This window comes from Salipiger bermudensis, from assembly GCF_020171625.1.
Lineage (GTDB): Bacteria > Pseudomonadota > Alphaproteobacteria > Rhodobacterales > Rhodobacteraceae > Salipiger > Salipiger bermudensis_B.
Window position 1 is genome coordinate 47,949 of sequence record NZ_JAIUZY010000006.1, and the last position, 24,581, is coordinate 72,529.

Sequence of the window (24,581 nt, forward strand, 5' to 3'; positions counted from 1 at the left end):
GGCCGCGCGCGGCAGGGTCAGACAGGCCCGGACTTTGGGAGGACGGATTTGATGTTCGCGAAATTTGGCAAGACTGCCCTGGCCACCATGCTGGCGGGCGCGATGACGGTCGGCGCAGCCTCGGCCGAGACGCTGCGGCTGTCGCACAACACCGGCGACACCACGACCTGGCAGAAGGGCGCGGACAAGTTCGCCGAGCTGCTCTCCGAAGCGACCGGCGGCGACGTCTCGGTCCGGGTGTTCCCCAACGCGCAGCTCGCCGGTGGCGACCAGATGCGCCAGGCCGAGATGGTCGGTCGCGGTGCGCTCGATCTGGTGGTGACCTCGGCGATCAACGTCACGCCGCTGGTGCCCGAGATGGCCGCCTTCTCGCTGCCCTATCTCTACTCCGATTACGATGAGGTCGATGCCACCACGCAGGGCGCGCCGGGCGAGCAGCTCGCCGAGATCCTCGCCGAGAAGGGCATCATCGTTCTGGCCTGGGGCGAGAACGGCTTCCGCGAGGTGACCAACAACACCCGCCCGGTGAAGACCCCGGAGGACATGCAGGGCCTCAACATGCGCGTCGCCGGCCCGATGTATATCGACGTGATGAACGCGCTCGGCGCCAACCCCCAGCAGATGCAGTGGGGCGAGACGCTGACCGCGCTGCAGCAGGGCGTGGTCGACGGTCAGGAAAACCCGATCGGCGCGGTGATCATCCCGCAGCAGGTCTACGAAGTGCAGAAGTACCTCACCACCTGGCACTATTCCTATGACCCGATCTTCATCGGCATCAGCCAGAAGAAGTGGGACAGCTACGACGCCGACATGCAGGCCACCCTCCGCGAGGCCGCGCAGGAGGCGATGAGCTACCAGCGCGAGATCAGCCGCGAGGCCACCGCCTCCGGAATCGAGTTCCTGCGCGAGAAGGGCATGGAGGTCTATGAGCCTTCCGCCGAAGAGCTTGCCGCCTTCAAGGAGGCCACCCAGCCGGCCTTCGACGAGTGGGCCGCCAAGGTCGGCCCCGAGCTGGTGAAGAGCTTTCAGGACGCCATCGCCGGCGCGAACTGAGCCACTGCCAAGACCGGCGTGTCCCCGCGGGGACACGCCTTTCGCGTCTGTCTGAGTATCGGGAGGCCTGATGTCCTTCATCCTGCGCGACGCCGAGAAGATCATCTGCTCGGTGCTCTTCCTGGCCATGACCTTTCTCGGGTTCGCCAACGTGGTGGTGCGCTACGGGACGCATTATTCTCTGGCCGCGACCGAGGAACTGCTGACCAACGGCTTTCTGCTGCTGACCATCTTCGGCGCCGCCATTGCCGCCCGCCGGGGCGAGCATCTGGCCGTCGGACTGGTGCACGACCTGCTGCCAAAGCCCGCGCGGCGCGTGGTCTTCGTGCTCTCGGTGGCGGCCTCGGTGTCGTTGCTGGCGCTGTCGGCGTGGTTCTCCTGGCAGGCGATGACCAACATGATGGGCAACGGGATGCGGTCCTACGGTCTGCAGATCCCGGCCTGGTACTATCAGGCGGCGGTGCCCTTCGGCTTTGCACTGGTCCTTGTGCGCTACCTGCAGCACGCGGTTCTGGTCTGGCGCACCGGCGCGGATGACGAGGTGATCCCGGATGTATGATCTTGTTCCCGGGCTGCCTGCGGGCACCGAGATGGTCATCCTGTTCTTCATCCTGCTGGCGCTGCGCGTGCCGGTGGCCTTCTCGCTCGGCCTCTCGGCGCTCTATGCGATGTGGCAGATCGGCTTCGGACTGGATCTGGCGGGCGACCTGATCGCCACCGGCATCACCAAGTTCTCGCTGCTCGCCATCCCGTTCTTCATCCTCGCGGGCACGCTGATGGGCTCGCTCGGCATCGCCGAGCGGATGATCCGCTTCTTCCGGGTGCTGATCGGCGCCACCCCCGGCGGCATGGGGGTCGTCGGCACCGTGGTCTGCCTGTTCTGGGGCGCGGTCAGCGGCTCTGGGCCGGCCTCGGTCGCCGCGATCGGGCCGATGATCATCAAGGGCATGGTCGAGGACGGCTATCCCAAGCCCTACGCCGCCGGGCTCGTCTGCACCGGCGCGGCGCTGAGCATCGTGATCCCGCCCTCGATCGGGCTGGTGATCTACGGGGTCATCGCCGAGACCTCGATCTCCAAGCTGTTCCTCGCCGCCATCCTTCCGGGGATCTTCATGGGCCTCATCATGCTGCTGACGCTGCCCTTCGCCAAACCAGGCGGCGGTGGCTCCGCGACGCTCGAGTCGCTGAGCCCGGCCCCCTACGCTGGTCGGCCCTACCTCGTGCAGCTCTGGCTGTCGTTCAAGGAGAGCTTCTGGGGCCTGATGACCCCGGTGGTGATCCTCGGCGGCATCTATTCCGGCATCTTCACCCCGACCGAGGCGGCGCTGGTCGCCACCGTCTACGCCCTGCTGGTCGGCGGTCTGATCTACCGCACGCTGACTTTACGGGGCCTTTACGACTCGCTCTCGAACGCTGCCGCGTCCTCGGCCACGGTGATGCTGGTGGTCGCCTATGCCAGCCTCTTCGGCTGGGTGGTGACCGTCGAGGACCTCGTGGGCACCTATTCCGGCGCGCTGCTGGGCCTCAGCGGCAACGAAATGACGATCCTGCTGGTGATCATGCTGATCCTGCTGGTCGCAGGCATGTTCATGGATGCGGTGACGGTGATGTTCATCTGCCTGCCGATCTTCCTGCCGGTGGTGCGCGAGCTGGGTTGGGACCCGGTGTGGTTCGGGGTGCTGGTGATGGTCAATCTTGCCATCGGCCTGATCACCCCGCCGGTCGGCATCAACCTCTACGTCGCCGCCAACGTCACCCGCCTGCCGATCGAGCGGGTGGCCAGAGGCGCCGTCCCGTTCCTGCTGGTCTGTATTGTCGGGCTGGCGGTGATCGCCTTCGTGCCGCAGCTGTCGCTTGTCCTGCTCGGCCCCGCCAACTGAGGAGACCTTTCCATGTCGCAGCAAACCGAGCAGAAGACCGCCATCGTCACCGGGGCCGCCCGTGGCATCGGCCTTGCCACCACCAAGCAGTTCCTCGCCGAGGGGCGCCGGGTGGCGATGATCGACCGCGACGCCGAAGCGCTGATGGCCGAGGCGGGCGCGCTCGAGAACGTGTTGCCGGTGGTCTGCGACGTCTCGCAGCCCGATCAGGTCGACGCGATGATCGCGGAGGTGGCCGGCGCCTTCGGCCGCATCGACGCGCTGGTCAACAATGCAGGCGTGGCGGATTTCGGCCCCATCGAAGAGACCACGTTCGAGCGCTGGCGCACCGTCATGGCGACCAATCTCGACGGCGTGTTCCTGTGCTCGCAGGCCGCGATCCCCGAACTGCGCAAGACCTCCGGCGCCATCGTCAACATCGCCTCGATCTCGGGGCTGCGCGCCTCGACGCTGCGGGTGGCCTACGGCACCTCGAAGGCCGGGGTGATCCAGCTGACGCAGCAACAGGCGGCAGAGCTTGGCGAGTATGGCATTCGGGCGAACTGCGTCGCCCCCGGCCCGGTGCGGACCAAGCTTGCCATGGCGGTGCACAGCCAGGAGATCATCGACGCCTATCACGATGCGATCCCGCTCAACCGGTATGGCTCCGAGGACGAGATCGCCTCGGTCATCGTCTTCCTGTGCTCGGACAAGGCTAGCTACGTGACCGGCCAGACCATCGCGTCGGACGGGGGCTTCCAGTCCACCGGCGTCGGCCTGCCGGCGCTGCGGACCTAAGCGACCCGCCCTGGGCGCGGAGCCTCCGCTGCCCGGGCTCAGGCGCTTTGCGCGCGGCGGATCCGATGCGATCCGCGTTTCGCGAGGGCCAACGCGGGCGCCGCGATGAGGGGGCCTTGCAGACTGCCGCCGCGCGGCGCATCGCCGGCGGCTATCCTCTTAGCAGCGCGACAGATATATATCTGCACGGCCCGGTGATCCGGCCCTTGAAGCCCGTCGCGGACATCGCCACCTGCCTCTTCGATGCGCCGGCTGGTCGGCGCCGGAGTTCAATATGATCGAGACATGGGTTCCGCTTATCGCGGGGTTTCTGCTGCTGGTGGCCGGCGGCGAATTGCTGGTGCGGGGGGCGGTTCAGGCCGCCGAGCGTCTCGGGGTCTCGCCCCTCGTCATCGGCCTGACGCTGGTCGGCTTCGGCACCTCGATGCCGGAGCTGGTGACCTCCGTGCAGGCCGGGCTGAACGGATCGCCGGGCATCGCCTATGGCAACATCGTCGGCTCCAATATTGCCAACATCCTGCTGATCGGCGGCATCTCGGCGCTGCTCTGCCCGGTGATCGTGGCCGAGTCCGCGCTGCGGCGCGATGCGGCGTTGATGCTCGGGGTGGCGCTGCTGTTCGCCGCGCTGGCCTTCGTGCTCCCCATGGGCCGCCTGCTTGGCGCGGTGTTCGTCGCGGGACTGGTGAGCTACATCGTCTTCGTCATCCGGCAGGAGCGGACTACGGAGGCCCGCGGCGCCATCCATGACAAGAGCGCGGCGCTGCTGCAGGTCGATCCGGGCCTGGCGAAACCGTCGCGGGGGCGCGGGCTGATCCTGCCGCTGCTGCTGGCGCTTGCCGGGCTTGGTTTCGTGGTGCTGGGCGGCGCGGCTCTGGTCGATGGCGCGACCGCGCTCGCGCGGGCCTTCGGCATCGGTGAGACGGTGATCGGCCTGACCATCGTCGCGGTCGGGACCTCGATGCCCGAGCTCGTGACGTCGGTGATCGCGGCGCTGAAGAGGCAGGGCGACGTGGCCTTCGGCAACATCGTCGGCTCCAACATCTACAACATCCTCGGCATCGGCGGCACCACGGCGCTGATCGCCCCGAGCGCCGTGCCCGCCGAGATCGTCGCCTTCGACGCGCCGCTGATGGTGGGGGTGAGCGCCGTGCTCGTGGTCTTCGCGGCCACCGCGCGCCGCATCGACCGCTGGGAAGGGCTGGCCCTGCTGGCGGGCTATGGCGGCTATCTCTACCTGCTCTGGCCCTGACCGCCTGACGACAGGTTCCGTCACCGCCTGAGTTTGGCGCCCCGAGACCTCGGGGCGCCGCGCCGGCCGTCCTCGGCCCCGCGTCAGGGCTGCAGCGGCCAGAACACCGGCGCGAGCAGCACTGTCACGATACCGGCCATTATGTTCATCGGCAGCCCGAGCCGGAGGAAGTCGGTGAAGCGGTAGCCGCCGGCGTTGTAGACCATCGTGTTGGTCTGGTAGCCGATCGGGGTGGCGAAGCTCGCGCTCGCTCCGAACATGACCACCACGACGAAGGCCCGCGGGTCGAGGCCGAGCGCCTGCGCCACGCCGACGGCAATCGGGGTCATGATCACCGCGACCGCGTTGTTGGTGACCACCTCGGTCAGCACCGAGGTCACCGCGTAGATCACCGCCAGCGCGAGGATCGGGCTGAGGGTGCCCAGCGGACCAGACAGCCCGTCCACGATCAGCGCCATGGCGCCGCTGCGCTCCATCGCGGTGCCCAGCACCAGCATGCTGACGATCAGCAGCAGCAGGCGGCCGTCGATGGCGCCGAGGCCTTCGTCGGGCTCGACGCAGCGCGTGAGCAGAACGACCGCCGCGCCGATGATGGCCAAGGGCAGGATCGGCGCCAGCTCCAGCGACGCGCCCAGCACCACGATGGCGAGCACCGCCAGCGCGATCGGTGCCTTGTTGCGCCGGAAGGCCCGGGCCTGCAGCGGGGCCAGCAGGATCAGGTCCTCGTCCCGTGCGAGGCGCGCAAGGTCCTCGGCGGGGCCGTCCAGAAGCACCGTGTCGCCGGGCTCGAGTTGCAGGCGCTGTTCGAGCAGGTCGCGCGAGCTGCCCTTGCGGTGCAGCGCGATGGGATAGACCCCGTGGCTGCGGCGCCAGCCCAGCTCTGCCACCGCGCCTTTGCGATCCTTCACAAGCGCTTCGACCACCTGGTGACGGCGCGCGTTTGCCGGCTCGAGCCCGGGAATGGCCAGCCCGCGAGAACCTTCGCCCCGGTAGCCCGCCAGCTCGGTCTCTGAGGTGTGGAGGACGACCCGGTCACCGGGCTGCAGCACCTCGGCCTGCAGCTTGCGCCGCAGCGAGACATCCTCGCGGATCAGGTCGACGAGCCGGGTGGCGCTGCGGCGGAAATCGGGGATGTCGCTCACCTTCCGCCCGATCAGCGGAGAGGTGGCGGGCACGAACAGCTCGACCCGCCACGACCGTCCGCTGCGCGGCGCCTGCGCCTCGGCCAGCGCCATCCGGTCGGGCAGCAGGCGCGGCGCGGCGACGGCCAGAAAGAGGCTGCCCAGCACCGCCAGCGCGATGCCGAGCGGGGCAATCTCGAAGAGAGAGAACGGCGCCAGATCGAGATCGCGCGCGACCCCGTCCACGAGGATGTTGGTCGAGGTGCCGATCAGCGTGCAGGTCCCGCCCATGATCACCACGAAACTCAGCGGCATGAGGAAGCGCGAGGCACTGGTGCCAAGCTGGCGGGCCAGCCCGAAGACCACCGGGATCAGGATCATCACCACCGGCGTGTTGTTCATGAAGGCCGAGGCAATGGCCGCCAGCGCAAAGAACATCAGGATGGTCCGCCGCGGATGCTGCTGCATTCCGCGACCCAGCCATTCCGCCACCGCCTCGAGCACGCCGGTGCGCACCAGCGCGGCACTCAGCACGAACATCGCCCCGATGGTGGCCGGGGCGGAGTTGCTCAGGGCCTTGAGCACGTCGTCGGTGCTCGCGAGGCCCAGCAAAAGCGCGAGGGCGACGCCGCCAAGGGCGGTGACCTCGGCGGCGAAGCGTTCGCTCAGGAACAGCGCAAAGACGGCAGCCACCAGAAGAAGGGCGCCCTGAGGCGCGTAGGAGCCAAGATCGAAAAGCATGGGATGCACCCCGAAAAAGCGCCGCGCTGCACATGCGCCGACGGCAAGGCGCAGGGGCGCGCGGGTCGTTGCCCGGCCACACCCTTTCGGGGCCGAATATGCCACCGGTTGCGCTCCGCGAGAATAGGGATTCTCGCGCGGTGCTGCGCGGGCGTTGCCGGTCGGCAAGGTTCGCAATGGCAGTTGTTTTACAAATGTGCAATAAGATGACCTGTTTTGCAAAGGGAGCCGCAACCATGCCCGAGCCATCCGCGATCACCGGCGTCTACCTCAGTGCGACGGCCGACCTCGACGCGCTTTACGGCGATGCGCTTCGCCGCACCGCAACAGATGTCGTGCTGCGCCATCCGGATCAGATCGAGCGGCCCGAGGAGGTGCGCTTCGCGATCTGCTGGGAGCCGGAAGAGGACGCCTTTGCGCCCTATCGCAATCTCGGCCTTGCCATGTCCGTAGCCGCGGGGGTGGACGCGCTTCTGGCGCATCCGGGCCTGCACGAGGATGTCGCCGTGGCGCGGGTGCGCGATCCGCATCAGGCCGCGCTCATGGCGGGCTACGCCGTACACGAGGTGCTGCATCACGAGCGCGGCTTCGGAGAGATGGCCCGCAATGCGGCGCAGGCGCGTTGGGCGCCGGTCCCGATGCGCGCTCCGGGCGCGGTGCAGGTGGCGGTGCTGGGTCACGGCACCATGGGGCGCGCCGTGGTGCGGGGGCTCCGGGCGATGGGCTTTGCCGTCCGCGTGGCCTGTCGCAACCTGCCCGAGGACCGGCTCGAGGGGGTGCACTACCTTTCCGGCCCCGGCGCGGTGGCGCTTGCCGCCGAGGGGGCGGATCACCTCGTCAACGTGCTGCCGCTGACCGCCGAGACCGAGAACGTGCTGAACCGGGCGCTGTTCGAGCGGCTCGCGCCGGGGGCCTCGCTGGTGCAGATCGGGCGCGGCGAGCATCTCGTCGAGGCCGATCTCGAGGCCGCGCTGGACAGCGGCCAGCTCGGGGGCGCGACGCTCGATGTGTTCCGCGAGGAGCCGCTGCCGGCAACGCACCGTTTCTGGCGCGACGCGCGGCTGCGGCTGACGCCGCACGTGGCCAGCGACTCGCTGCCGGAGGTGGTGGCCGCGCAGGTGGTCGAGACCGCGCGGGCGCTGCGCGACGGCCAGCCCTTGGCCTATGAAGTGGACCGGGCGCGCGGCTACTGACGGGCTTGGATCAGTTCGGGTTAAGCCAGACCGGGCGGGCCTAGTGCCCGCTCGGCACCCTGCCCTCGAGCCAGCGCAGCACGATCGTCAGCGTGCCGCTCAGGCACAGGTAGATGGCGATCAGCAACAGCAGCGGCTCGTAGGTCAGAAAGGTGTCCTGCCGCACGCGGGTGATCACCGCGTAGAGGTCGGTGACTGTGATCGTCGCCACCAGAGGCGTCGCCTTCAATTGCAGGATGATCTCGCCCGCCAGCGTCGGCAGCGCGCGGTGCACAGCGCGCGGGAACCAGACCCGGCGGAACACCATGAGCCGCGGCATCCCGAAGGCGCGTGCGGCCTCGAGCTCGCCGCGCGGCACCCCGGCAAAGGCGCCGCGCATGATCTCGCCCTGATAGGCGGCGAAGGACAGAGTCAGCGTCAGGAAGCCATAGGGCCAGGCCTGTCTCAGGTAGGGCCAGAGCCACGAGGCACGGATCTCCGGGTACTGCGCGAACAGCGCGCCGAGCCCGTAATAGATCAGCCAGAGCTGCAGCAACAGCGGCGTGCCGCGGATCACCGTGCAAAAGCCGTTGGCCAGCCAGCGCAGGGGCGCCGGCCCGGTCACCTGCACCGCGCCGAGCGGCAGCGCGAGGGCAAAGCCCGCGGCGACGCTGGAGCCCAGCAACACCAGCGTCACCAGCAGGCCGTGACCGATCTTGGGCAGGTAGACGGGGAGCCAGCTCCAGTTCATCTGGGTGACGATCGCCGCCAGCGCCGCGAGCGCCAGCGCGGCCATGACCAGACGATGCGGCATCAGCAGCGGCGCGAGGCGGGCGCGCAGGGGGAGGGCGGGCGCAGGGTGGATCGGGGTGACGATGTCGATATCGGGCATGTCGCGCTCCTCAGGCGGCGGCCGGCAGGCCGCGGCGCGCGCGCCGCTCGAGCCAGCGCAGGCCGAGGTTCGAGATCAGGGTGAGCGCGAGATAGAGCAGCCCGGCGGCAATGAAGAACAGGAAGTACTCGCGGGTCGCGGCGGCCGCCTGCTTGGTCACCAGCGTCAGCTCGGAGAAGCCGATGACGGCGAGCAGCGCCGTGTCCTTTGTGGCGATCATCCACAGGTTCGCCATGCCGGGAAGGGCGTGCGGCGCCATCGCCGGCAGGGTCACCCGGCGCAGCACCCTGAAGGGTGACATGCCGAAGGCCTGCGCCGCCTCGATCTGACCCGGCGGCACGGCCCGGATGGCGCCGCGGAAGACCTCGGTGGCATAGCCGCCCTGCACCAGCCCGATCACCAGAATGCCGGCGCTGAGGCCGTCGATGTCGATGCCCTCGCGCCCGAGAGACGCCATCAGGGTGTTCAGAAGGTCGGTGCCGACGTAGTAGAACAGCAGCATCAGCACGAGCTCGGGCACGGCGCGGATGAGCAGCGTGTAAAGCTCGGCGATGTCGCGCAGGATGCGCCCGCCGTAGATCTTGGCGGTGGCGCCGAGCAGGCCGATGACGATGCCGAGCAGATAGCCGCCTGCGGCCAGTTCGACCGAGCGCAGGAACCCGGCCAGAAGCGCGCCGCCCCAGCCCGGTGAGGTGAGGGCGAGCAGGCTGAAATCTATTGCCTCGATCATCGTGCGGCGGTGTCCTGTGTTGTTTCAGACATCGGGCCGCGACCTTTGTGTCGCGGCCCGGGAAGACGGCTCAGCCGCCGTAGATGTCGATGCCCTCGAAATAGGGCTCGGAGATTGCGTCGTAGGTGCCATTCTCGCGGATCGCCGCGATGCCGGAGTTCACCCGCTCCAGCAGCTCGGTGTCGTCCTTGCGGAGCCCCACGCCAACGCCGTTGCCGAGGATCGACGGGTCGCTCTCGACCGCGCCGCGATACTCGCAGCAGGCCGCGCCGGCCTCGCTCTCGAGGAACGGCTTGAGCGCCAGAATGTCGCCGACGACCGCATCGATGCGACCGGCGGACAGATCCTGCAGCTCTTCATCCACCGTGGGATAGCTGCGGATATCCGCGGCGGTCTCGGAGAAATGCGCGCGGGCATAGGTCTCGTGGATGGTGCCGACGGATACGCCAAGGTAGGCGCCCTCGACGCCGTCGGCGGTGGGCTGGACGTCGCTTTCCTTGAGGGCGATCACGCCGGTCGGCGTGTCGTAGTACTTGTCGGAGAAGGCGATCTGCTTGGCGCGCTCTTCGGTGATGCTCATCGAGGCGACGATCATGTCGATCTTGCCGGTGTTGAGTGCCGGGATGATGCCGTCCCATGCCACCGGCGTGATCACGCATTCGGCCTCGATCTCGTCGCAGAGCGCATTGGCGAAGTCGACCTCCCAGCCGCTCCACTCGCCGCTCGAGTCGGGGCTGTAGAAGGGCGGGTAGGGTTCCGCGGCGATGCCGACCTTGTAGGGCTCGGCGAGGGCCGGGGCGGCGAGCGCGGCGGCGGCTGTTGCGGCGAGCGCGAGTGACTTGAACATGGTGTCTCCTCTGTTTGGTGTCTTTTGGTATCTTGGAGGTCCGCGCGATCAGGCGATCGAGCGGATGAATTGCTGCAGATGCGGCGAGCGCGGATCGCCGAAGATCTGCTCGGGCGGGCCCTGTTCCTCGATGCGGCCGTCCTTCAGGTAGACGACGTGGCTGGCGACATCGCGGGCGAAGCCCATCTCGTGCGTCACGAGGATCATCGTGCGCTTCTCGGACGCGAGGTCGCGGATCACGTTCAGCACCTCGCCCACCAGCTCGGGGTCGAGCGCCGAGGTCGGCTCGTCGAAGAGCATGGCCAGCGGCTCGACCGCCAGCACCCGCGCAATGGCGCAGCGCTGTTGCTGGCCGCCGGACATCTGCGACGGGTAGGCATCCTCCTTGGCCGCCAGCCCGACGCGATCGAGCACCTGCCGGGCGCGGGCCACCGCCTCGTCTCGCGGCAGGCCCATCACCTGCACCGGAACCTCGATGACGTTGCCGAGGACGGTACGGTGCGGCCAGAGGTTGAAGCTCTGGAACACCATGCCGAGCTGCGCGCGGATGCGCTGAAGCTGCTTGCGGTCCGCCGGCTCGAGCCCGCCGTCCCGGGTGGCACGCATTTTATAGTCTTCGCCGTGGATCGCGATGTCGCCGGCGGTGGGGGTCTCGAGCATGTTGATGCAGCGCAGCATCGTCGACTTGCCCGACCCCGACCCGCCGATCACCGCCACCACGTCACCGGGGCGCGCGGTCAGCGAGATCCCCTTGAGCACCTCGAGGCGGCCGAAGCGCTTGTGGAGGTCGCGGATCTCTACCGCCGGCGTGGCATCGTTCATGGCTGTCCCTGTGCCAATTCCGGGTGGTTCCGGATGGCTCATCCCTTGCAATTTTTTCGCTGTTGTACGACTGTAAAACAAATCTCGGAGAGGAAGTCAAAGTGACCTTACGGAACGCCCAAAACATGACGCCCGTCGCGGCCGGTGGTCGGGCGTGACGAAGCGTGCCTACAGCCGTCTGTCGCAGGACCGCCGTCGCACCGACCTGATCGAGGCGACGCTGTCCTGCGTGGCCGATCTTGGTCTCGACAAGGCCGGGGCGCGGCAGATCGCCGAGCGCGCCGGGGTCTCGGCGGGCCTGATTCGGCACTACTTCTCCTCGAAGGAAGACATGGTGCGCTCGGCCTATGCCTACCTGATGGGCCAGATGACCGCCGCCGCCGAAGAGTCCGGCGCCGGGGAGGCGCTGCCCCCCGAGGTGGCGCTGGCAGAGGTCATCGCGGCCAACTTCGCATCGCCGAACCTCTCGGGCGTGAAGGTCTCGCTCTGGGCCACCTTCGTCGGCCGCGTGCGCGTCGATCCGGCCTATGCCGACATTCACCGCGAGGGCTATCGCGAATTCCTCGACCTGCTCGAGGCGCGAATCCACCCGGTTCTGGTGGCGCATGGCCGCCCGGCGGACCCGACACGGTGCAAGAGCCTCGCCATCGCGCTGAACGGCCTCATCGACGGTCTGTGGATCGAGGGCTCGCTGGGGCACGGGCTTTACGACGCGCGGCGGCTTCCGGGCCTCGCGCTTGCCGCCGCCGAGGGCATCCTGCGCCTGCCCGACACAACGCTGACGCGCCATCTGGCGCGCGAAGACGAAAGGAGCTGACATGCGGTATGCCGCGATCACCGAACGCCTGCGCACCCTCGGAGGGGACAAGTGGGCGGTGCACAACGCCGCGCGCGCCCGCCGCGATGCGGGCGAGGACATCATCGAGCTGACCATCGGCGAGCCCGACATCTCGCCCGCGCCGGAGCTGATCGAGCGCTGCGTCGCCTCGCTGCGCGCGGGCCGCACGCAGTACTCCAACGGGCGCGGCGAGCCGGGGCTGGTCGCTGCACTGGTCGAGGCCTACCGCCCGCGCGACCCGCAGATCGGCGCCGGGAACGTGCTGTGCTTTCCCGGCACCCAGACGGCGCTCTTCGCGGTGATGCTGGGGCTGGTCGGGCCGGGCGAGGGGGTGCTGATCGGCGATCCCTACTACGCCACCTACGAGGGCGTGGTGTCCGCCGCCGGTGGCCATGTGCAGCCGGTGCCGCTGCGCATGGAGCGCGACTTCGTCCTGCAGCCCGCCGACCTGCGCGCGGCGATCACGCCCGAGAGCCGGGTGCTGCTGCTCAACACGCCGCACAACCCGACCGGCGCCGTCATCGACCGGGTGACGATGGAAGAGCTGGGGGCGATCTGCGCCGAGCATGATCTATGGATCGTCTGCGACGAGGTCTATGCCGAGCTGATCTTCGAGGGCAGCTTCGTCTCGCCGCTGGAGATCGAGGCGCTGCGCGAGCGTGTCGTCGTGGTCTCCTCGATCTCGAAGAGCCACGCGGCCACGGGGTTCCGCAGCGGCTGGGCCATCGGCCCGGCGGCGTTCTGCGCCGCGCTGCTGCCGGTCTCGGAGACGATGCTGTTCGGCAACCAGCCCTTCATCGCCGATATGACCGAGGCGGCGCTGCGCGGCGACTTCGACACGTCGGCGCGGATGCGCGAGGCCTTCGGGCGGCGCGCGCGGATGCTCTGCGAGCGGCTGAACGCTGTGCCGGGCGTCTCGGCGCAGATGCCGCGCGGGGGCATGTTCCTGATGCTCGACGTGGCGGGCACCGGGCTGGATGGCGAGGCGTTCGCCTGGAAGCTGCTGGAGCAGCAGGGCGTGGCGGTGATGCCGGGCAATGCCTTCGGAGGCAATGGCGACGGGCTGGTGCGGATCGCGCTGACCGTCCCGGACGCGCAACTCGAAGAGGCGGCGCGGCGAGTGGAGGCGCTTTGCGCGGAGCTGACCGGGCACGTCGTGGCCTGACGGCGCATCCCACTGGCGGACGACGCGGCGCGCCGGTGTCGCCCATCGGGTCGGTTGCGCGGACCGAGAGGTCAGCCGACCTTGGGCAGCGCTTTGTCTGGCCGGAGCAGCGCCGCGTCAGGCCCGTCCCGCCGCGCGGCGCTGCTCCCGGATGATCCGGGGACGCCCCGGTCCAGCACGATGCTGGAACTGCAGAACCGCGCCCTGAGGGCGCCGTTGTGCGAGACCAGCAGCAGCCCGATCCGGCGCGTCCGGGCCAACCCGATCAGGGCGCGCAGAAGCAGGTCCTGTTCGATCGCATCCAGCTGGGCAGTGATCTCGTCGCAGATCAGGACCCGCAGGCCCGGATGGAACAGCCGCGCCAGCGAGACCCGCGCCAGCTGGCCGCCCGACAGCTGCGCGGGCCGTCGCTCCGCCCACTGCTCGGAGATGCCGAACGCCGCGAGGCACTCCGGGTCCGGCGCCCCGCCGTTTGCGAGGATCTTGCGCACGGGCCAGCGCGGATCGACCGCCAGTTCGGGGGATTGCGGGGCGTACTGAACCGGCGCCGGGTGGCCGCGTGAGGGCGTCTTGATCCGGTTTCCATCGAGCCTGACTTCGCCGCCGGAGGGCACGAGCTGACCCGCCAGCACCCGGCACAGGGTCGTCTTGCCCGAGCCGGAACTGCCGCCGAGGCCCAGCACCTCGCCCGGTTCAAGCGCGAGATCGACACCGTGCAGCACCGTGCGAGAGCCATACGCATGAGTCAGGGCGCGGGCGGTCAGCATTGCGCCTCCGGCGCAAGCTGGGCGGTCCAGAGCGCCCGGGAGAACCCGTCGCGGAGTGTGGCGCCCGCTCCGGTGAAGGCGGAGGCCGGCGCGGTCTCGATGTGCTTCCCCGCGCGCAGTATGACGATGCGCGAGGCGATCTTCGCCAGCCCGATCAGGTCGTGCGAGATGACGATCACGCCGCGCCCGGCGCGGGCGACGCCGGCCAGCAGGGACAGGACCCGCCCCGCGGCCTCGGGGTCCAGCCCCACCGTCGGCTCGTCGGCGACGATCCAGTCGGCCCCGGTGGCGAGGGCCGTGGCCAGAAGCACGCGGCGCGCCATGCCGCCGGAAAGTTCATGCGGATAAAGATCTGCGGTGTCGGGCGGCAGGCCGACGCCGACGAGCGCGGCGGGCACGTCGGCGGCAACACCGGCGAGGCGGGCAAAGCGTTTGATCTGACGGCCGACAGGCGCCAGCGGGTCGAGCGCATCGAGCCCCTGCGGCGCCAGTGCGACCGTCCGCGCAGCGACCGGCTGGCCCGCGATCTCGATCCTGCCGCTTCGGATGGCGTCGGGCGGCAATGCCCCCACCAACGCCTCGGCAATCAGGCTCTTGCCCGCGCCCGAGGTGCCGGTCAGCCCGACGAGCTCGCCCCGCGCGAGCGTCAGCGAGATCCCCTCGAGCACCGGCCCGGTCGGAAAGCGCACCGCGAGGTCTGTAATCGTCAGCGTCATGTGATGTGTCCCGCGGGGTCCGACACCTGCCGCAGGGCCTCGCCGAAGCGTTCGAAGGCGAGTGCGACCAGCATCAGGCCCAGACCGGGCGCGGCGGCGACCCACCAGTGCCCCGCCATGATCTCGCGCAGGCTTTCGGAGAGCATCACGCCGATCGACGGCAGGTGCGGCTCGATCCCGAGGCCGATGAAGCTCAGCCCGGCCTCGTGCAGGATCGCGTGCGGGAAGATCACGATGAACCCGGCGACGATCTGCGCCACCAGATGCGGTGCGAGGTGATGCCGGGCGACCCAGAGCCGCGATCGCCCGAGCGCGCGCGAGATCGCCACGTAGTCCGAGGCGGCGATGGTCTGTGCCTCGTGGCGCAGGACGCGGGCGAGGCGCGGCCAGTGGGTCAGCGCCACGGCGACGATCACGCCGGTCGTGCCGCCGCCCATGGCGAAGGCGATCATGATGAGCAGGACGAAATGCGGCAGGCCGAGCGCAAGCTCGGTCAGCACGCCCACCGCGTGATCCGCGAGGCGCCCGAAGGTCGCCCCCAGCCCGAGGATGACCGCCACGCCGGTCGATGCGCCCGCCGCGAGCAGCCCGATCTGCACGCTCTGGGCGAGTGCCGCGAGCGTCCGCGCGGCGATGTCGCGTCCCAGCAGATCGGTGCCCATCAGGTGGTCCGGCTGCGGCGGCAGCGCCCGGGCGGTGGCGTCGATCGCGAGCGCGTCGCCGGGCAGGAGCTGCGCGCCCAGCAGAATCGCGGCGAGCAGCGCCAGCGCGAGGGTGCCGCGGCGTGCCGCCCGTTTATAGGGTGTGCGCAGGCGGGCGGGCTGGGCGCCGATTGGCTCGGTCACGGCGCTCATGCAATGCGCCTGAGGCGCGGGTCGGCGAGCCGGGCGGCGATGTCGGCCAGCAGGTTGCCGGCGAAGACGAACAGCAGCGTCGCCAGCCCGATCCCCATCAGCAGCGGCGCGTCGGCCCCGGTGGCGGCGCGCACCGTCGCCTGTCCGAGCCCGGGCCAGGCGAAGACCGCCTCGGCCAGCACCGAGCCGCCGAAGAGCTCGCCGGCGCCGGCGAGGTGCAGGGTCAGCGCAACGCCCGCCGCATGGCGCAGGCCGGGGCCGAAGGCCAGCCGCAGGGGCGTCGCCCCGTGCGCCGAGAGGTGCCGCGCCGCGGGGCTGTCGAGAAAGGCGATCAGGCTCTGACGGGTGTGGAGCACCAGCGGCGCGATGCCCACCACCGACAGCGTCGCGACCGGCAGGACCATGTGACGCCAGCGATCCGCAGGCGTGACCTCCGAGGCCAGCTGCCCGGGCGGTGCGGCGCAGCAGGCGGGCAGCCAGCCCAGAGTGACGGCGAAGACCGCGACCAGCAGGATCGCCACCCAGAAGCCCGGGCTGGCGGCCAGCACCACAGCGAGGGTGCGGATCACGCGGTCAGGCCAGCGCCCGCGCGTGGCCCCTGCCACCAGCCCCAGCAGGGTGCCCAGCAGGAAGGACAGCGCAAAGGCAAGCCCGACCAGCGCCATGGAGGCCGGAAGGCGGGCCGCGATCACCTGCAGCACCGGCGCGTTGAAGGTGATGGACTGCCCCAGATCCCCCCCCGCCAGATCTCCGAGCCAGCTTGCGAAGCGCTCGGAGGCCGGACGGTCCAGCCCCCAGGCACTCGCGATGGCGTCGCGTTGCTCGGGGCCGATCTGCGAGGTGCGCCCGCCGACATAGGCCTGCACCGGGTCGATGGGCGCGAGCGAGATCAGCGCGAAAAGCCCGACCGCTGCCAGCGGCAACAGCCACGCCAGCCGGATCAGGCGCCCGGCCACGAGCCTCGCAAGCCATGCCGTCATTCGCAGGTCCAGCGCCAGGAGGGCAGATCATGGGTGATCGGGAAGCCATGCCCGTGCGGGTGTATCTGCAGCGACCCGAGATCGAGGCAGTCCGACGCCCAGTAGGCGTGCTCGAGGTTGACCAGCCACGCCCAGGCCGCATCTCCCTTCGGTCCGAACCCGGTCTCGCCGTCCCACGCGGCGGCCTGCCAGTGCGCCAGCGATGCGTCGAAACTGCCCGCCGCCTCAGCGCCCTCGAGATGGGCATCCACGGTCGGGTTCGCGTAATGGCCGGTGTTGTAGTAATCGACCCCGGCATAGTCGCCGTGATGCAGGGCGTAGATCTCGGACGGGTCATGTGCGCCCCAGCCCAGCACCACGACCTGTGAGTGCATCAAGGCGCCGATCTCGTCCCAGCTGCTGCCGGTGGGCTGCGCCTCGATGCCGATCGCGCGCAGTTGCTGTGACGCCCCGAGCGCCAGCGCCTGCCGCGTGCTGTCTCCGGCCGGGTAGAGCACCCGGAATGCCGCGCGCAGGCCGTCCTTCTCGCGGAGGCCGTCGCCATCGCTGTCGGTCCAGCCGGCGTCCTCCAGTGTCGCCATCGCAGCGGTCGGATCGTTGCCGGGGATCGCGGCCTCGGGGTTGTCCCACGGCAGGCCGTCGGCAGGCCCCATCGCAGGGCGGCCGTGCCCGTTCAGGGCCAGCGCCACCAGCGCCTCGCGGTCGAGCGCCTGATTGATCGCCACCCGGATCGCCCGGTCCGCCGTCACGTCGTTGCCGATGGGCGCCCCGGTCTCGGTGGTCTCGTCCCGCGCCGGACCCATCGGGAATGCCAGCCCGCGATTGTCCACCGTGTCGATCTTCAGCACCGCCATATCCGGCGGGGCCGCATCGGCCATCGACGGCGGCACGGCGACCAGATCCGCCGCGCCGGTGCGGGCCAGCGCCTGACCGGCCTCTTCCGAGCCAAAGACGAAGCTAACCCGGTCGAAGGCGATCTCGCCGCCATGCCAATAGGGGTTCGGCGCGACCACGAGTTGCTCGCCCTCGCGCCACTCGACGAGCTTGAAGGGGCCGGAGCCGATGGGCTGACGTGCATAGTCCGCGCCATAGCTGTGCGCGGGCACGATCCCGAGGGTGGCAAGGCGGGCCACGAAGGTGATCCGGGGCTCGGTCAGCTCCAGCTCGACGGTCGTATCGTCGAGGGCGCGCGCCTCCTTGAGGACGGTGAGGTCGGCAAGACCCCCGGCTGTGCTGGCAGCGGTGTAGGTAAAGACGACATCCTTGGCGGTCAGCGGCGTCCCGTCCGAGAACATGGCGTCCTCGCGCAGGCGGATCCGCCAGACGCGCCCGTCCTGCGAAAGGCGCCAGTCGGTCGCGAGATCCCCGACCAGATCCAGCTCGGCATCGTAGCGCAGCAGGGTCGACTGGAAGAGCGGGTTGCCATAGTGCCCCCAGCCCATGATCGGGTCGAAGCCGCCCTCGGGCTCGCCGCCGATGGCAAGCACGAGGGAACGCGCCTCGGCGTGTGCCGGTGAGAGCAGCGACAGGGCGAGGGCAGCGGTGGCAAGCGGGCGGAACATGAGATGTCTCGTCGTATGAATTCTTTGGCCGGATTTCATACGCGCCCCGTGGCGGGAGTAAAGCTCGGACCGGCTTGCAGCGGCTGTCGCGAACGTGGATGCTGAAATGGGCAGCACGGAGAAGGCCATGCAACGGATCACCATCGCCATCGAGGACGACCTTCTGGCGGAACTGGACAGGACGATGCAGCGCTCCGGGGCCACCAACCGGTCGGAGGCGATCCGCGATCTGCTCCGCCGGTCCCTCGCGCGGGAGGCGCCGCAGGAGGCCGACTGCGTCGGGGTGGTCAGCTACACGCTCGACCTGTCGTCCCGCGATCTGGGGCGCCGGGTGCCCGAGACCCGCCACGCGCGGCACGATCAGGCCGTCGCGGCGATGTCGGTGCCGCTCGACCATACCAGCGCGATGGAGGTGACGGTGATGCGCGGCAAGGTGGCGGATGTCGAGGATTACGCGCAGGCGCTGTTCTCCGAGCGGGGGATCCGGCACGGTCATGTGTCTCTGGTGCCGGTCGAGGATGTCCACGAAGTCCACCAGCACGGCGCAGGCGCGCCGCACGGGCACAGCCACCTGACCATCAAGGATACGTTCTGAGCCGCAGGCGGGATCGGCAGCTGCCCGATGACGCTGGCCCGGACAGGGGCGGAGCGCATACCCGGCGAGACAAGACCGCAACGCATTCTGGCGGGGCCATGCCGGAAACAAGAGTGATCGTTCATTGTGGCAGCACGCCGGCTCGGTGGTCGCCTCAGGTGGCGCGGTTTGAGAAATCGCGCGGCGCTTCGGTTGCTCGGACCGGTTCGCGCCAGCAGTTGTGCGAGGCTCAGACGCGGATGCCGTAGCGGCTGATCTTGTCGTTGAGCGTGCGTCGCGCCATCCCGAGCGCCTTGGCGGCGCGCTCGGTATTGCCGCGGCAGCGCTCGAGCGCGAGGCGGATCTCGCGCGCCTCAAAAGCGGCGACCCGCGCGGCAAGGCTCTCGGGTTCGGCACTTGCCGCAGTCGGCCCCTCGGGCAGGTCGAGCCCGAGCGCGAAGCGCTCGGCCAGCGCCTTGAGTTCGCGCACGTTGCCCGGCCACGCCCGGCGCATCAGCCGCTGGCGCAGCAGGTAGTCGACTTTGGGCGTCTCGCGTCCGTAGCGCGCCGCGGCGAGCGCCGCGTAATGGCTGAACAGCAGCGCGATGTCGTCGCCGAGGACGCGCAGCGGCTCGACCGCGATCTCGGCGCCGGCGAGGCGGTAGAACAGGTCGGCCCGGAAACTGCCATCGAGGGTCAGCGGCCCGAGATCGGTCTTCGAGGTGGCGATGATGCGCAGATCGAGCGGCCGCAGCCGGTTCTCGCCCAGCCGTTCGACGCTGCGCTCTTGCAGCGCGCGCAGGAGCTTGGGCTGGATCGCGGCGGGCATCGCCTCGACCTCGTCGAGCATCAGGGTGCCGCCCGAGGCGGCCTCGAGCTTGCCGGGCTTGTCCTGCGCGCCGGGAAAGGCGCCGGCGACATGGCCGAAGATCTCGATCTCGAACAGGCTCTCGGGCAGGGCGGCGCAGTTGACCGCCACGAACGGCCCACCGGCGCGCGGCCCGGCGGCGTGCAGGGCGCGGGCGACAAGCTCCTTGCCGGTGCCGGTCTCGCCGGTGACCACCACGTCGAGATCGGTGGGGCCGATGGCGGCAATTCGGGCGCGCAGCGCGGCCATCGCGGCGGACTGGCCCAAGAGCCCGCCCTCGTCGCGGCGGGTGATGCGCTCCTGCAGGCGGCCGATCTCGGCGCGGGCGGCTCGGTTGCGCAGGCCGCGCTCGATCACCGTCAGCAGGTGCATCCCGTCATAGGGCTTTTCGAGGAAATCCTCGGCACCGGCGCGCATCGCCTGCACCGCTTGCGCGAGATCGCCATGGCCCGAGATCAGCACCACCGGGCAGTCGGGGTCGCGGTCGCGCGCCGCCTCGAGCAGTTGCTGGCCGTCGATGCCGGGCATCCTCAGGTCGGTGAGGATCAGGTCGGGGCGGCTGGTCGCGGCCAGGGCCGCGGCGCCGTCGGCGAAGGCCTCGGCGCGGTACCCCGCGGCCTCGATCAGGTCGCAGAGCGCCACGCGGTGGTCGCGGTCGTCTTCCACGACGTGGATCAGCGGGCTCATTCGGCGGCCTCCTGCGTCTCGTCCCGTGCCAGCAGCGGCAGGATCACCGCCACCTCGGTGCCCGCGCCCGGGGCCGAGCGGATATCGAGCCGTCCGCCGAATTGCTGGACCACCTCGAAGCAGATCGCAAGCCCGAGACCCAGCCCCTCGCCGCCGACCTTGGTGGAGAAGAACGGCTCGGCGATGCGCGGCAGCACGTCGGGCGCGATGCCGGGGCCGTTGTCGCGCACCTGCAGCGTGACCTCCTCCGCGGTGGCAAGGATCGAGAGCGTGACCTCGCCCTCTCCGGGCACCACCGCCTCGACGGCGTTGTGCAGCAGGTTGACCAGAACCTGCTCGAGCCGGGCGTGCCCGGCCTCGACCTGCGGGGCGCCGTCCGGGGGCGCAAAGCGCAGCGCCACCCCCGCCGCGTCGGCGCGGGGCTGCGCCAATGCGAGTGCCGAGTGCGCCACCTCCACCACCCCGACCGGCGAGAGCGGGGCCACCTCGCGCCGGGAAAAGTTCTTCAGGTGCTTCGTCATGCGCTGCATCCGGCGGATCAGCCCGCGCGCCGATTGCAGCCGCGCGGCGGTCTGCTCGGGCGCCCGCGAGAGCCCAAACTCGGCGGCGGTGAGCGTCGCCTCCATCGCGGCAAGGGGCTGGCTGACCTCGTGCACGATGGCGGCGGACATGCGCCCGAGCGCGGCCATCTTCTCGGACTGCACAAGCGTCGCCTGCATGGCGCGCAGATCGGCCTCGACCTGCCGGCGGGCCTCGATCTCGTGCGCAAGCTCGGCGGTGCGCTGGCGCACCTTGCGCTCCATCACCTCGGTCTGGCGCAGCCGCAGCGCGATCAGCCGCCGCCGGTGCCTGCGCATGTCGGCGAGCCCGAGGCCCAGCATCCCCGCGAGAAGCACCAGCGCTGCGGTGGCGAGGCCGGCGGCGCGGGCGGGCCAGACCGGCGTCGCCGCAAGCAGGCGCCAGCCGGTCTCGAACGGCGTGCCGCGCAGCGTCGTGGCGCGGCCCTTGCCGTCGAGCGACAGCTCCGAGCCGTTGGGCAGCAGCGGTGTCGCGCTCGGCAGATCGGTGCGGGCGTAGAGGCGCGAGTCCGCGAGCCGGTCGAGGGTGGCCTCGGGCAGAGCGGTGAGCGGGCGGTAGCGCCAGCCGTCCACCGAGGACAGGAACACCACCTCGTCGCGGTCGGTGACGGCGATGTGCTGGCCGGTCTCGGCCCAGGCCCGTTCCAGCGGGCGCAGGTCGATCTTGACCACGATGACGCCCTGCACCTCGAGGCCGGGGTCGTCGATGCGGGTGGCGATGAAGTAACCCGGCTCGCCGGTGGTCACGCCGACGGCGTAGACCGTGCCGGTGCCGGTGTCGCGCGCCTCGGTGAAATAGGGGCGGAAGCTGTAGTCGTGGCCGACGAAGCTCCCCGGGGCGGCCCAGTTCGACGAGGCCAGCGTGCGCCCGGCGGCGCTCAGCAGGTAGAGCTGGCCCGAGCCGGTCTGGCTGGCGATCTTCTGCAGGTAGCGGTTGGCGGCATCGATGGTGGCGGGATCCTCCGGCGTGGCGAGCGCGGCGCGGATGCGGGCATCCTCGCCGGCGACGCGGGGCAGGGCGCGGAAGCGGTCGATCTCGGTCTGCAGGGCGCGGTGGCTGACCAGCAGACCCTGCTCGAGCCCCTGCCGCAGCTCGGCCATCACCAGCTGCCACGCCAGCGCGCCGCAGAGCAGCGCCCCGAGCGTCACCACGGCCAGCCGCAGGCGCCAGGCCGAGCGCAGCCGTGGCAGCAGGGAGGCGCGGCGCGGCATCAGCCGGCGTCGGGGCAGGGAACGAGGCGCACCGGCCGCCCGGCGCTGGCGCCGAGCTCTGTGCACTCGGCGCCGCACAGGGTCCAGGCCGAGGGAGTCTCGCCCGAGGCGGCGAGGACGAGCGAGGGCACCGGCGGCAGGTCCGGGGTCCAGACCCACCAGCCGTTCTCGAAGCGCCCGCCGGGGCCGGGCTCCATGCCGGCGCCCGAGCCCTTCACCGCGGCCTGCGTCAGGTGCAGGCGCTGGTCATCGGTGACCTCCCACGTCTCGCGCCAGTCCTGACGCTCGACCGAGTGGGTCCATTGCAGGGTGAAGCTGCCGCCGTCGGCGAGGGCGAGCATCAAGGCCCCCGCCAGAACGCAGCCGCTCATCCTGCTGACACCACCGCGCGCCGCCGCCACATCAGCAGCGCGAAGACCGCGGTGAGCGCGAAGCCGATCTCGTCGGTGATCGGCAGGGCCGCGACGAGGGTGAAGGCGGCGGCGACGGCGATCAGGCGCTCCCACATGGCCAGCGGGCGGCCCAGCCAGCCGATCACGCAGGCGCCCCAGAGGGCCAGCGCGATCAGTGCCTTGAGCACGATATAGGCAACCGCGGGCCAGTAGCCGATGGCGCCCGCGAGCGCGCCGCCATCCTGCAGCATCAGCGCCGGGGTGTAGACTGCCATGAACGGCACCACGAAGCCCGCGGCGGCGACCTTGATCGCCTCGAAGCTGATCTTCAGGCCGCTCTCCTTGGCGATCGGCGCGGCGGCGAAGCAGGCCAGAGCGACCGGCGGGGTCAGGTCCGCGAGGATGCCGAAGTAGAACACGAACATGTGGCTGACGATCAGCGGCACGCCCAGATCGAGCAGCGCGGGCCCGGCGATCGACGAGGTGATGATGTAGTTGGGGATGGTCGGGATGCCCATGCCGAGGATGATACAGGTAATCATCGTCAGCACCAAGGACAGGAACAGGCTGTCCTGCCCGACCGAGACGATGAATTGGCCAAAGGTGTTGGCCCCGCCGGTCAGGGTCATCACGCCGATGATCACGCCCACCAGCGCGCAGGCGATGCCCACGGGCAGGGCGGTCTTGGCGCCGTCGGCAAGGCTGTCGCGACAGATCGCCAGCGTCTCGCGCCCGCCGCGGAAGGCGGCGCAGGCGGCGATGAGCACCGTCAGCACCAGAAGCAGCGCGTGGATGCCGAACTTGAAGAAGGCCGAGGCGCAGAGCCCGAGCACGATCCAGAAGATCACCCTCACCGCGGTCGACGGCATCCCCACGGCGATGGCGGTGCCGAGGATCAGCATCCCGGTCAGCGCCAGCCCGATGGTGCCGGCAAACAGCGGCGTGTAGCCCGAGAACAGCAGCCAGACCAGCACCGCCAGCGGAAGGATCAGGTGCCAGCCCTCGCGCAGCGCCTTGCGGGCCGAGGGCATCTCTGCGGCGGACAAGCCGCGCAGGCCGCGCTTGCCGGCCTCGAGATGGACCATCCAGAAGGCGCCGGCGAAGTAGAGGATGGCCGGCACCAGCGCCGCCTTGACCACTTCGATGTACTGCACGCCGAGGGTCTCGGCCATGATGAAGGCCACCGCGCCCATCACCGGGGGCATGATCTGCCCGCCCATCGAGGACGTGGCCTCGACGCCGCCGGCAAAGGCCGGGCGATAGCCGAAGCGCTTCATCAGCGGGATGGTGAACTGGCCGGTGGTGACGACGTTGGCGACGCCGGAGCCCGAGATCGTGCCCATCAGCCCAGAGGATAGCACCGAGACCTTGGCGGCGCCCCCGGTGCGGTGGCCGACAAGGCCGAGCGAGACATCGGTGAACAGGCGGATCATCCCGGCCTTCTCGAGGAAGCTGCCGAACAGGATGAAGAGGAAGATGTAGGTGGCCGACACGTAGGTCGGGATGCCGTAGATGCCCTCGGTGCCGTAGGCGATCTGCTCGACCACCTGCTCGAAGGCGTAGCCGCGGTGATCGAAGGGCGGCGGCAGGTGCTGGCCGAAGAGCGCATAGGCCAGGAACAGCCCGCAGATGATCGGCAGGGCAGGGCCCATCAGCATCCACGCGGCAACGAAGACGGTGAGCACCGCGATGCAACCGAACACGAGATCGGGCAGGTTGGGATCACCGGCGCGGAACAGCAGCGGCGTGTACTCGATCCACTGGTAGGCGGCGACGGCGACGCCGGCGGCGGCGAACAGCCAGCACAGCGCCCGCAGCGGCGCGCCGAAATTGCGCCCGAGCGCCAGCAGCGGGTAGCCGAGCGCCAGCAGGAAGCCCACATGCACCGCGCGCATCACCTGGCTTGGCAGGTCGATGACATGGGCCGCGATGGCGATCTGGTAGAGCGAGAAGACCACCGCCAGCCAGAAAAGGAAGCGCCCCGTCAGGCTCGGCGGAAAGCTCTCGGCCAGCGGGTCATGCAGTTCGGCCAGTTCCTCGGCCCGGCCGGTTTCGGCCGCGTGTTGTCCGGTCATGTGATCCTCCCGTCATGCGGTCAGCCCGG

Annotated in this window: 23 protein-coding genes; 9 read left to right on the top strand and 14 right to left on the bottom strand. The window is 70.0% G+C overall.

Features of this window, described 5'->3' with window-relative positions; all coding sequences use genetic code 11:
• The first annotated feature begins 51 nt into the window (after positions 1-51).
• From LCM15_RS12205 to LCM15_RS12225, 5 genes are all read left to right on the top strand, one after another.
• Positions 52-1,053 (top strand): DctP family TRAP transporter solute-binding subunit, encoded by a 1,002-nt coding sequence (locus LCM15_RS12205; protein ID WP_224856770.1) that lies wholly within the window; start codon positions 52-54, stop codon positions 1,051-1,053.
• A 70-nt stretch (positions 1,054-1,123) separates the two neighbouring features.
• Entirely contained in the window at positions 1,124-1,612 is a 489-nt protein-coding gene (locus LCM15_RS12210) for a TRAP transporter small permease (RefSeq protein ID WP_224856772.1), read from the top strand.
• Entirely contained in the window at positions 1,605-2,933 is a 1,329-nt protein-coding gene (locus LCM15_RS12215) for a TRAP transporter large permease (RefSeq protein WP_224856774.1), read from the top strand. Before LCM15_RS12210 ends, LCM15_RS12215 begins: the two co-directional genes overlap by 8 nt.
• 12 nt (positions 2,934-2,945) lie before the next feature.
• Positions 2,946-3,710: an SDR family NAD(P)-dependent oxidoreductase gene (locus LCM15_RS12220; protein ID WP_224856776.1), complete on the top strand. Its 765-nt coding sequence runs from the start codon at positions 2,946-2,948 to the stop codon at positions 3,708-3,710.
• Between the two features lie 274 nt (positions 3,711-3,984).
• A complete protein-coding gene (locus LCM15_RS12225) occupies positions 3,985-4,959 on the top strand; it encodes a calcium/sodium antiporter (RefSeq protein WP_224856778.1) in 975 nt (324 codons plus the stop codon).
• 83 nt (positions 4,960-5,042) lie between these two features.
• Here LCM15_RS12225 and LCM15_RS12230 read toward each other — a convergent pair whose 3' ends face one another.
• Complete coding sequence (locus tag LCM15_RS12230; RefSeq protein ID WP_224856781.1) at positions 5,043-6,821, bottom strand: SLC13 family permease; 1,779 nt, start codon at positions 6,819-6,821, stop codon at positions 5,043-5,045.
• A 236-nt stretch (positions 6,822-7,057) separates the two neighbouring features.
• Here LCM15_RS12230 and LCM15_RS12235 point away from each other — a divergent pair, with 236 nt between their 5' ends.
• On the top strand, positions 7,058-8,014 hold the full coding sequence (locus LCM15_RS12235; protein ID WP_224856783.1) for an NAD(P)-dependent oxidoreductase: 957 nt from the start codon (positions 7,058-7,060) through the stop codon (positions 8,012-8,014).
• 40 nt (positions 8,015-8,054) lie between these two features.
• Here LCM15_RS12235 and LCM15_RS12240 read toward each other — a convergent pair whose 3' ends face one another.
• From LCM15_RS12240 to LCM15_RS12255, 4 genes are all read right to left on the bottom strand, one after another.
• A complete protein-coding gene (locus tag LCM15_RS12240) occupies positions 8,055-8,885 on the bottom strand; it encodes an ABC transporter permease (protein ID WP_224856785.1) in 831 nt (276 codons plus the stop codon).
• A gap of 10 nt (positions 8,886-8,895) precedes the next feature.
• Positions 8,896-9,615, bottom strand: a complete 720-nt coding sequence (locus tag LCM15_RS12245) for an ABC transporter permease (protein ID WP_224856787.1) — start codon at positions 9,613-9,615, stop codon at positions 8,896-8,898.
• A 70-nt stretch (positions 9,616-9,685) separates the two neighbouring features.
• A complete protein-coding gene (locus tag LCM15_RS12250) occupies positions 9,686-10,462 on the bottom strand; it encodes a transporter substrate-binding domain-containing protein (protein WP_224856789.1) in 777 nt (258 codons plus the stop codon).
• Positions 10,463-10,510: 48 nt separating this feature from the next.
• A complete protein-coding gene (locus tag LCM15_RS12255; protein ID WP_224856792.1) occupies positions 10,511-11,284 on the bottom strand; it encodes an ABC transporter ATP-binding protein in 774 nt (257 codons plus the stop codon).
• 154 nt (positions 11,285-11,438) lie between these two features.
• Here LCM15_RS12255 and LCM15_RS12260 point away from each other — a divergent pair, with 154 nt between their 5' ends.
• Together LCM15_RS12260 and LCM15_RS12265 are read left to right on the top strand one after the other, a co-directional pair.
• On the top strand, positions 11,439-12,101 hold the full coding sequence (locus LCM15_RS12260; RefSeq protein ID WP_224856795.1) for a TetR family transcriptional regulator C-terminal domain-containing protein: 663 nt from the start codon (positions 11,439-11,441) through the stop codon (positions 12,099-12,101).
• Position 12,102: 1 nt separating this feature from the next.
• Positions 12,103-13,287, top strand: coding sequence for a pyridoxal phosphate-dependent aminotransferase (locus LCM15_RS12265; RefSeq protein ID WP_224856797.1), 1,185 nt, complete (start codon positions 12,103-12,105; stop codon positions 13,285-13,287).
• 71 nt (positions 13,288-13,358) lie between these two features.
• Here the strand turns inward: LCM15_RS12265 and LCM15_RS12270 are convergent, their stop codons facing one another.
• Genes LCM15_RS12270 through LCM15_RS12290 form a run of 5 tightly spaced genes read right to left on the bottom strand, consistent with a single transcriptional unit; the run spans position 13,359 to position 18,166 of the window.
• Positions 13,359-14,054 (bottom strand): ATP-binding cassette domain-containing protein, encoded by a 696-nt coding sequence (locus LCM15_RS12270; protein ID WP_224856799.1) that lies wholly within the window; start codon positions 14,052-14,054, stop codon positions 13,359-13,361.
• Entirely contained in the window at positions 14,048-14,770 is a 723-nt protein-coding gene (locus LCM15_RS12275) for an ATP-binding cassette domain-containing protein (protein WP_224856801.1), read from the bottom strand. The genes LCM15_RS12270 and LCM15_RS12275 overlap by 7 nt, the downstream gene beginning before the upstream one ends.
• Positions 14,767-15,624: an ABC transporter permease gene (locus tag LCM15_RS12280; RefSeq protein WP_224856803.1), complete on the bottom strand. Its 858-nt coding sequence runs from the start codon at positions 15,622-15,624 to the stop codon at positions 14,767-14,769. Before LCM15_RS12280 ends, LCM15_RS12275 begins: the two co-directional genes overlap by 4 nt.
• Positions 15,621-16,604, bottom strand: coding sequence for an ABC transporter permease (locus LCM15_RS12285; RefSeq protein ID WP_224856805.1), 984 nt, complete (start codon positions 16,602-16,604; stop codon positions 15,621-15,623). Before LCM15_RS12285 ends, LCM15_RS12280 begins: the two co-directional genes overlap by 4 nt.
• Positions 16,601-18,166: an ABC transporter substrate-binding protein gene (locus LCM15_RS12290; RefSeq protein WP_224856807.1), complete on the bottom strand. Its 1,566-nt coding sequence runs from the start codon at positions 18,164-18,166 to the stop codon at positions 16,601-16,603. Before LCM15_RS12290 ends, LCM15_RS12285 begins: the two co-directional genes overlap by 4 nt.
• A gap of 127 nt (positions 18,167-18,293) precedes the next feature.
• Between LCM15_RS12290 and nikR the strand changes: the two genes are divergently transcribed.
• Entirely contained in the window at positions 18,294-18,761 is a 468-nt protein-coding gene (gene nikR, locus LCM15_RS12295) for a nickel-responsive transcriptional regulator NikR (RefSeq protein WP_224856809.1), read from the top strand.
• Between the two features lie 229 nt (positions 18,762-18,990).
• On the opposite strand, the gene LCM15_RS12300 is transcribed toward nikR, so the two are convergent.
• Genes LCM15_RS12300 through LCM15_RS12315 form a run of 4 tightly spaced genes read right to left on the bottom strand, consistent with a single transcriptional unit; the run spans position 18,991 to position 24,552 of the window.
• Positions 18,991-20,295, bottom strand: coding sequence for a sigma-54-dependent transcriptional regulator (locus LCM15_RS12300; RefSeq protein ID WP_224856811.1), 1,305 nt, complete (start codon positions 20,293-20,295; stop codon positions 18,991-18,993).
• Positions 20,292-22,085: an ATP-binding protein gene (locus LCM15_RS12305; protein ID WP_224856813.1), complete on the bottom strand. Its 1,794-nt coding sequence runs from the start codon at positions 22,083-22,085 to the stop codon at positions 20,292-20,294. Before LCM15_RS12305 ends, LCM15_RS12300 begins: the two co-directional genes overlap by 4 nt.
• Positions 22,085-22,456 carry a DUF1850 domain-containing protein gene (locus tag LCM15_RS12310; RefSeq protein ID WP_224856815.1) on the bottom strand — a complete coding sequence of 124 codons (372 nt, stop codon included), beginning with the start codon at positions 22,454-22,456 and terminating at the stop codon, positions 22,085-22,087. Before LCM15_RS12310 ends, LCM15_RS12305 begins: the two co-directional genes overlap by 1 nt.
• A complete protein-coding gene (locus LCM15_RS12315; protein ID WP_224856817.1) occupies positions 22,453-24,552 on the bottom strand; it encodes a TRAP transporter permease in 2,100 nt (699 codons plus the stop codon). The genes LCM15_RS12310 and LCM15_RS12315 overlap by 4 nt, the downstream gene beginning before the upstream one ends.
• Positions 24,553-24,581 lie beyond the last annotated feature (29 nt).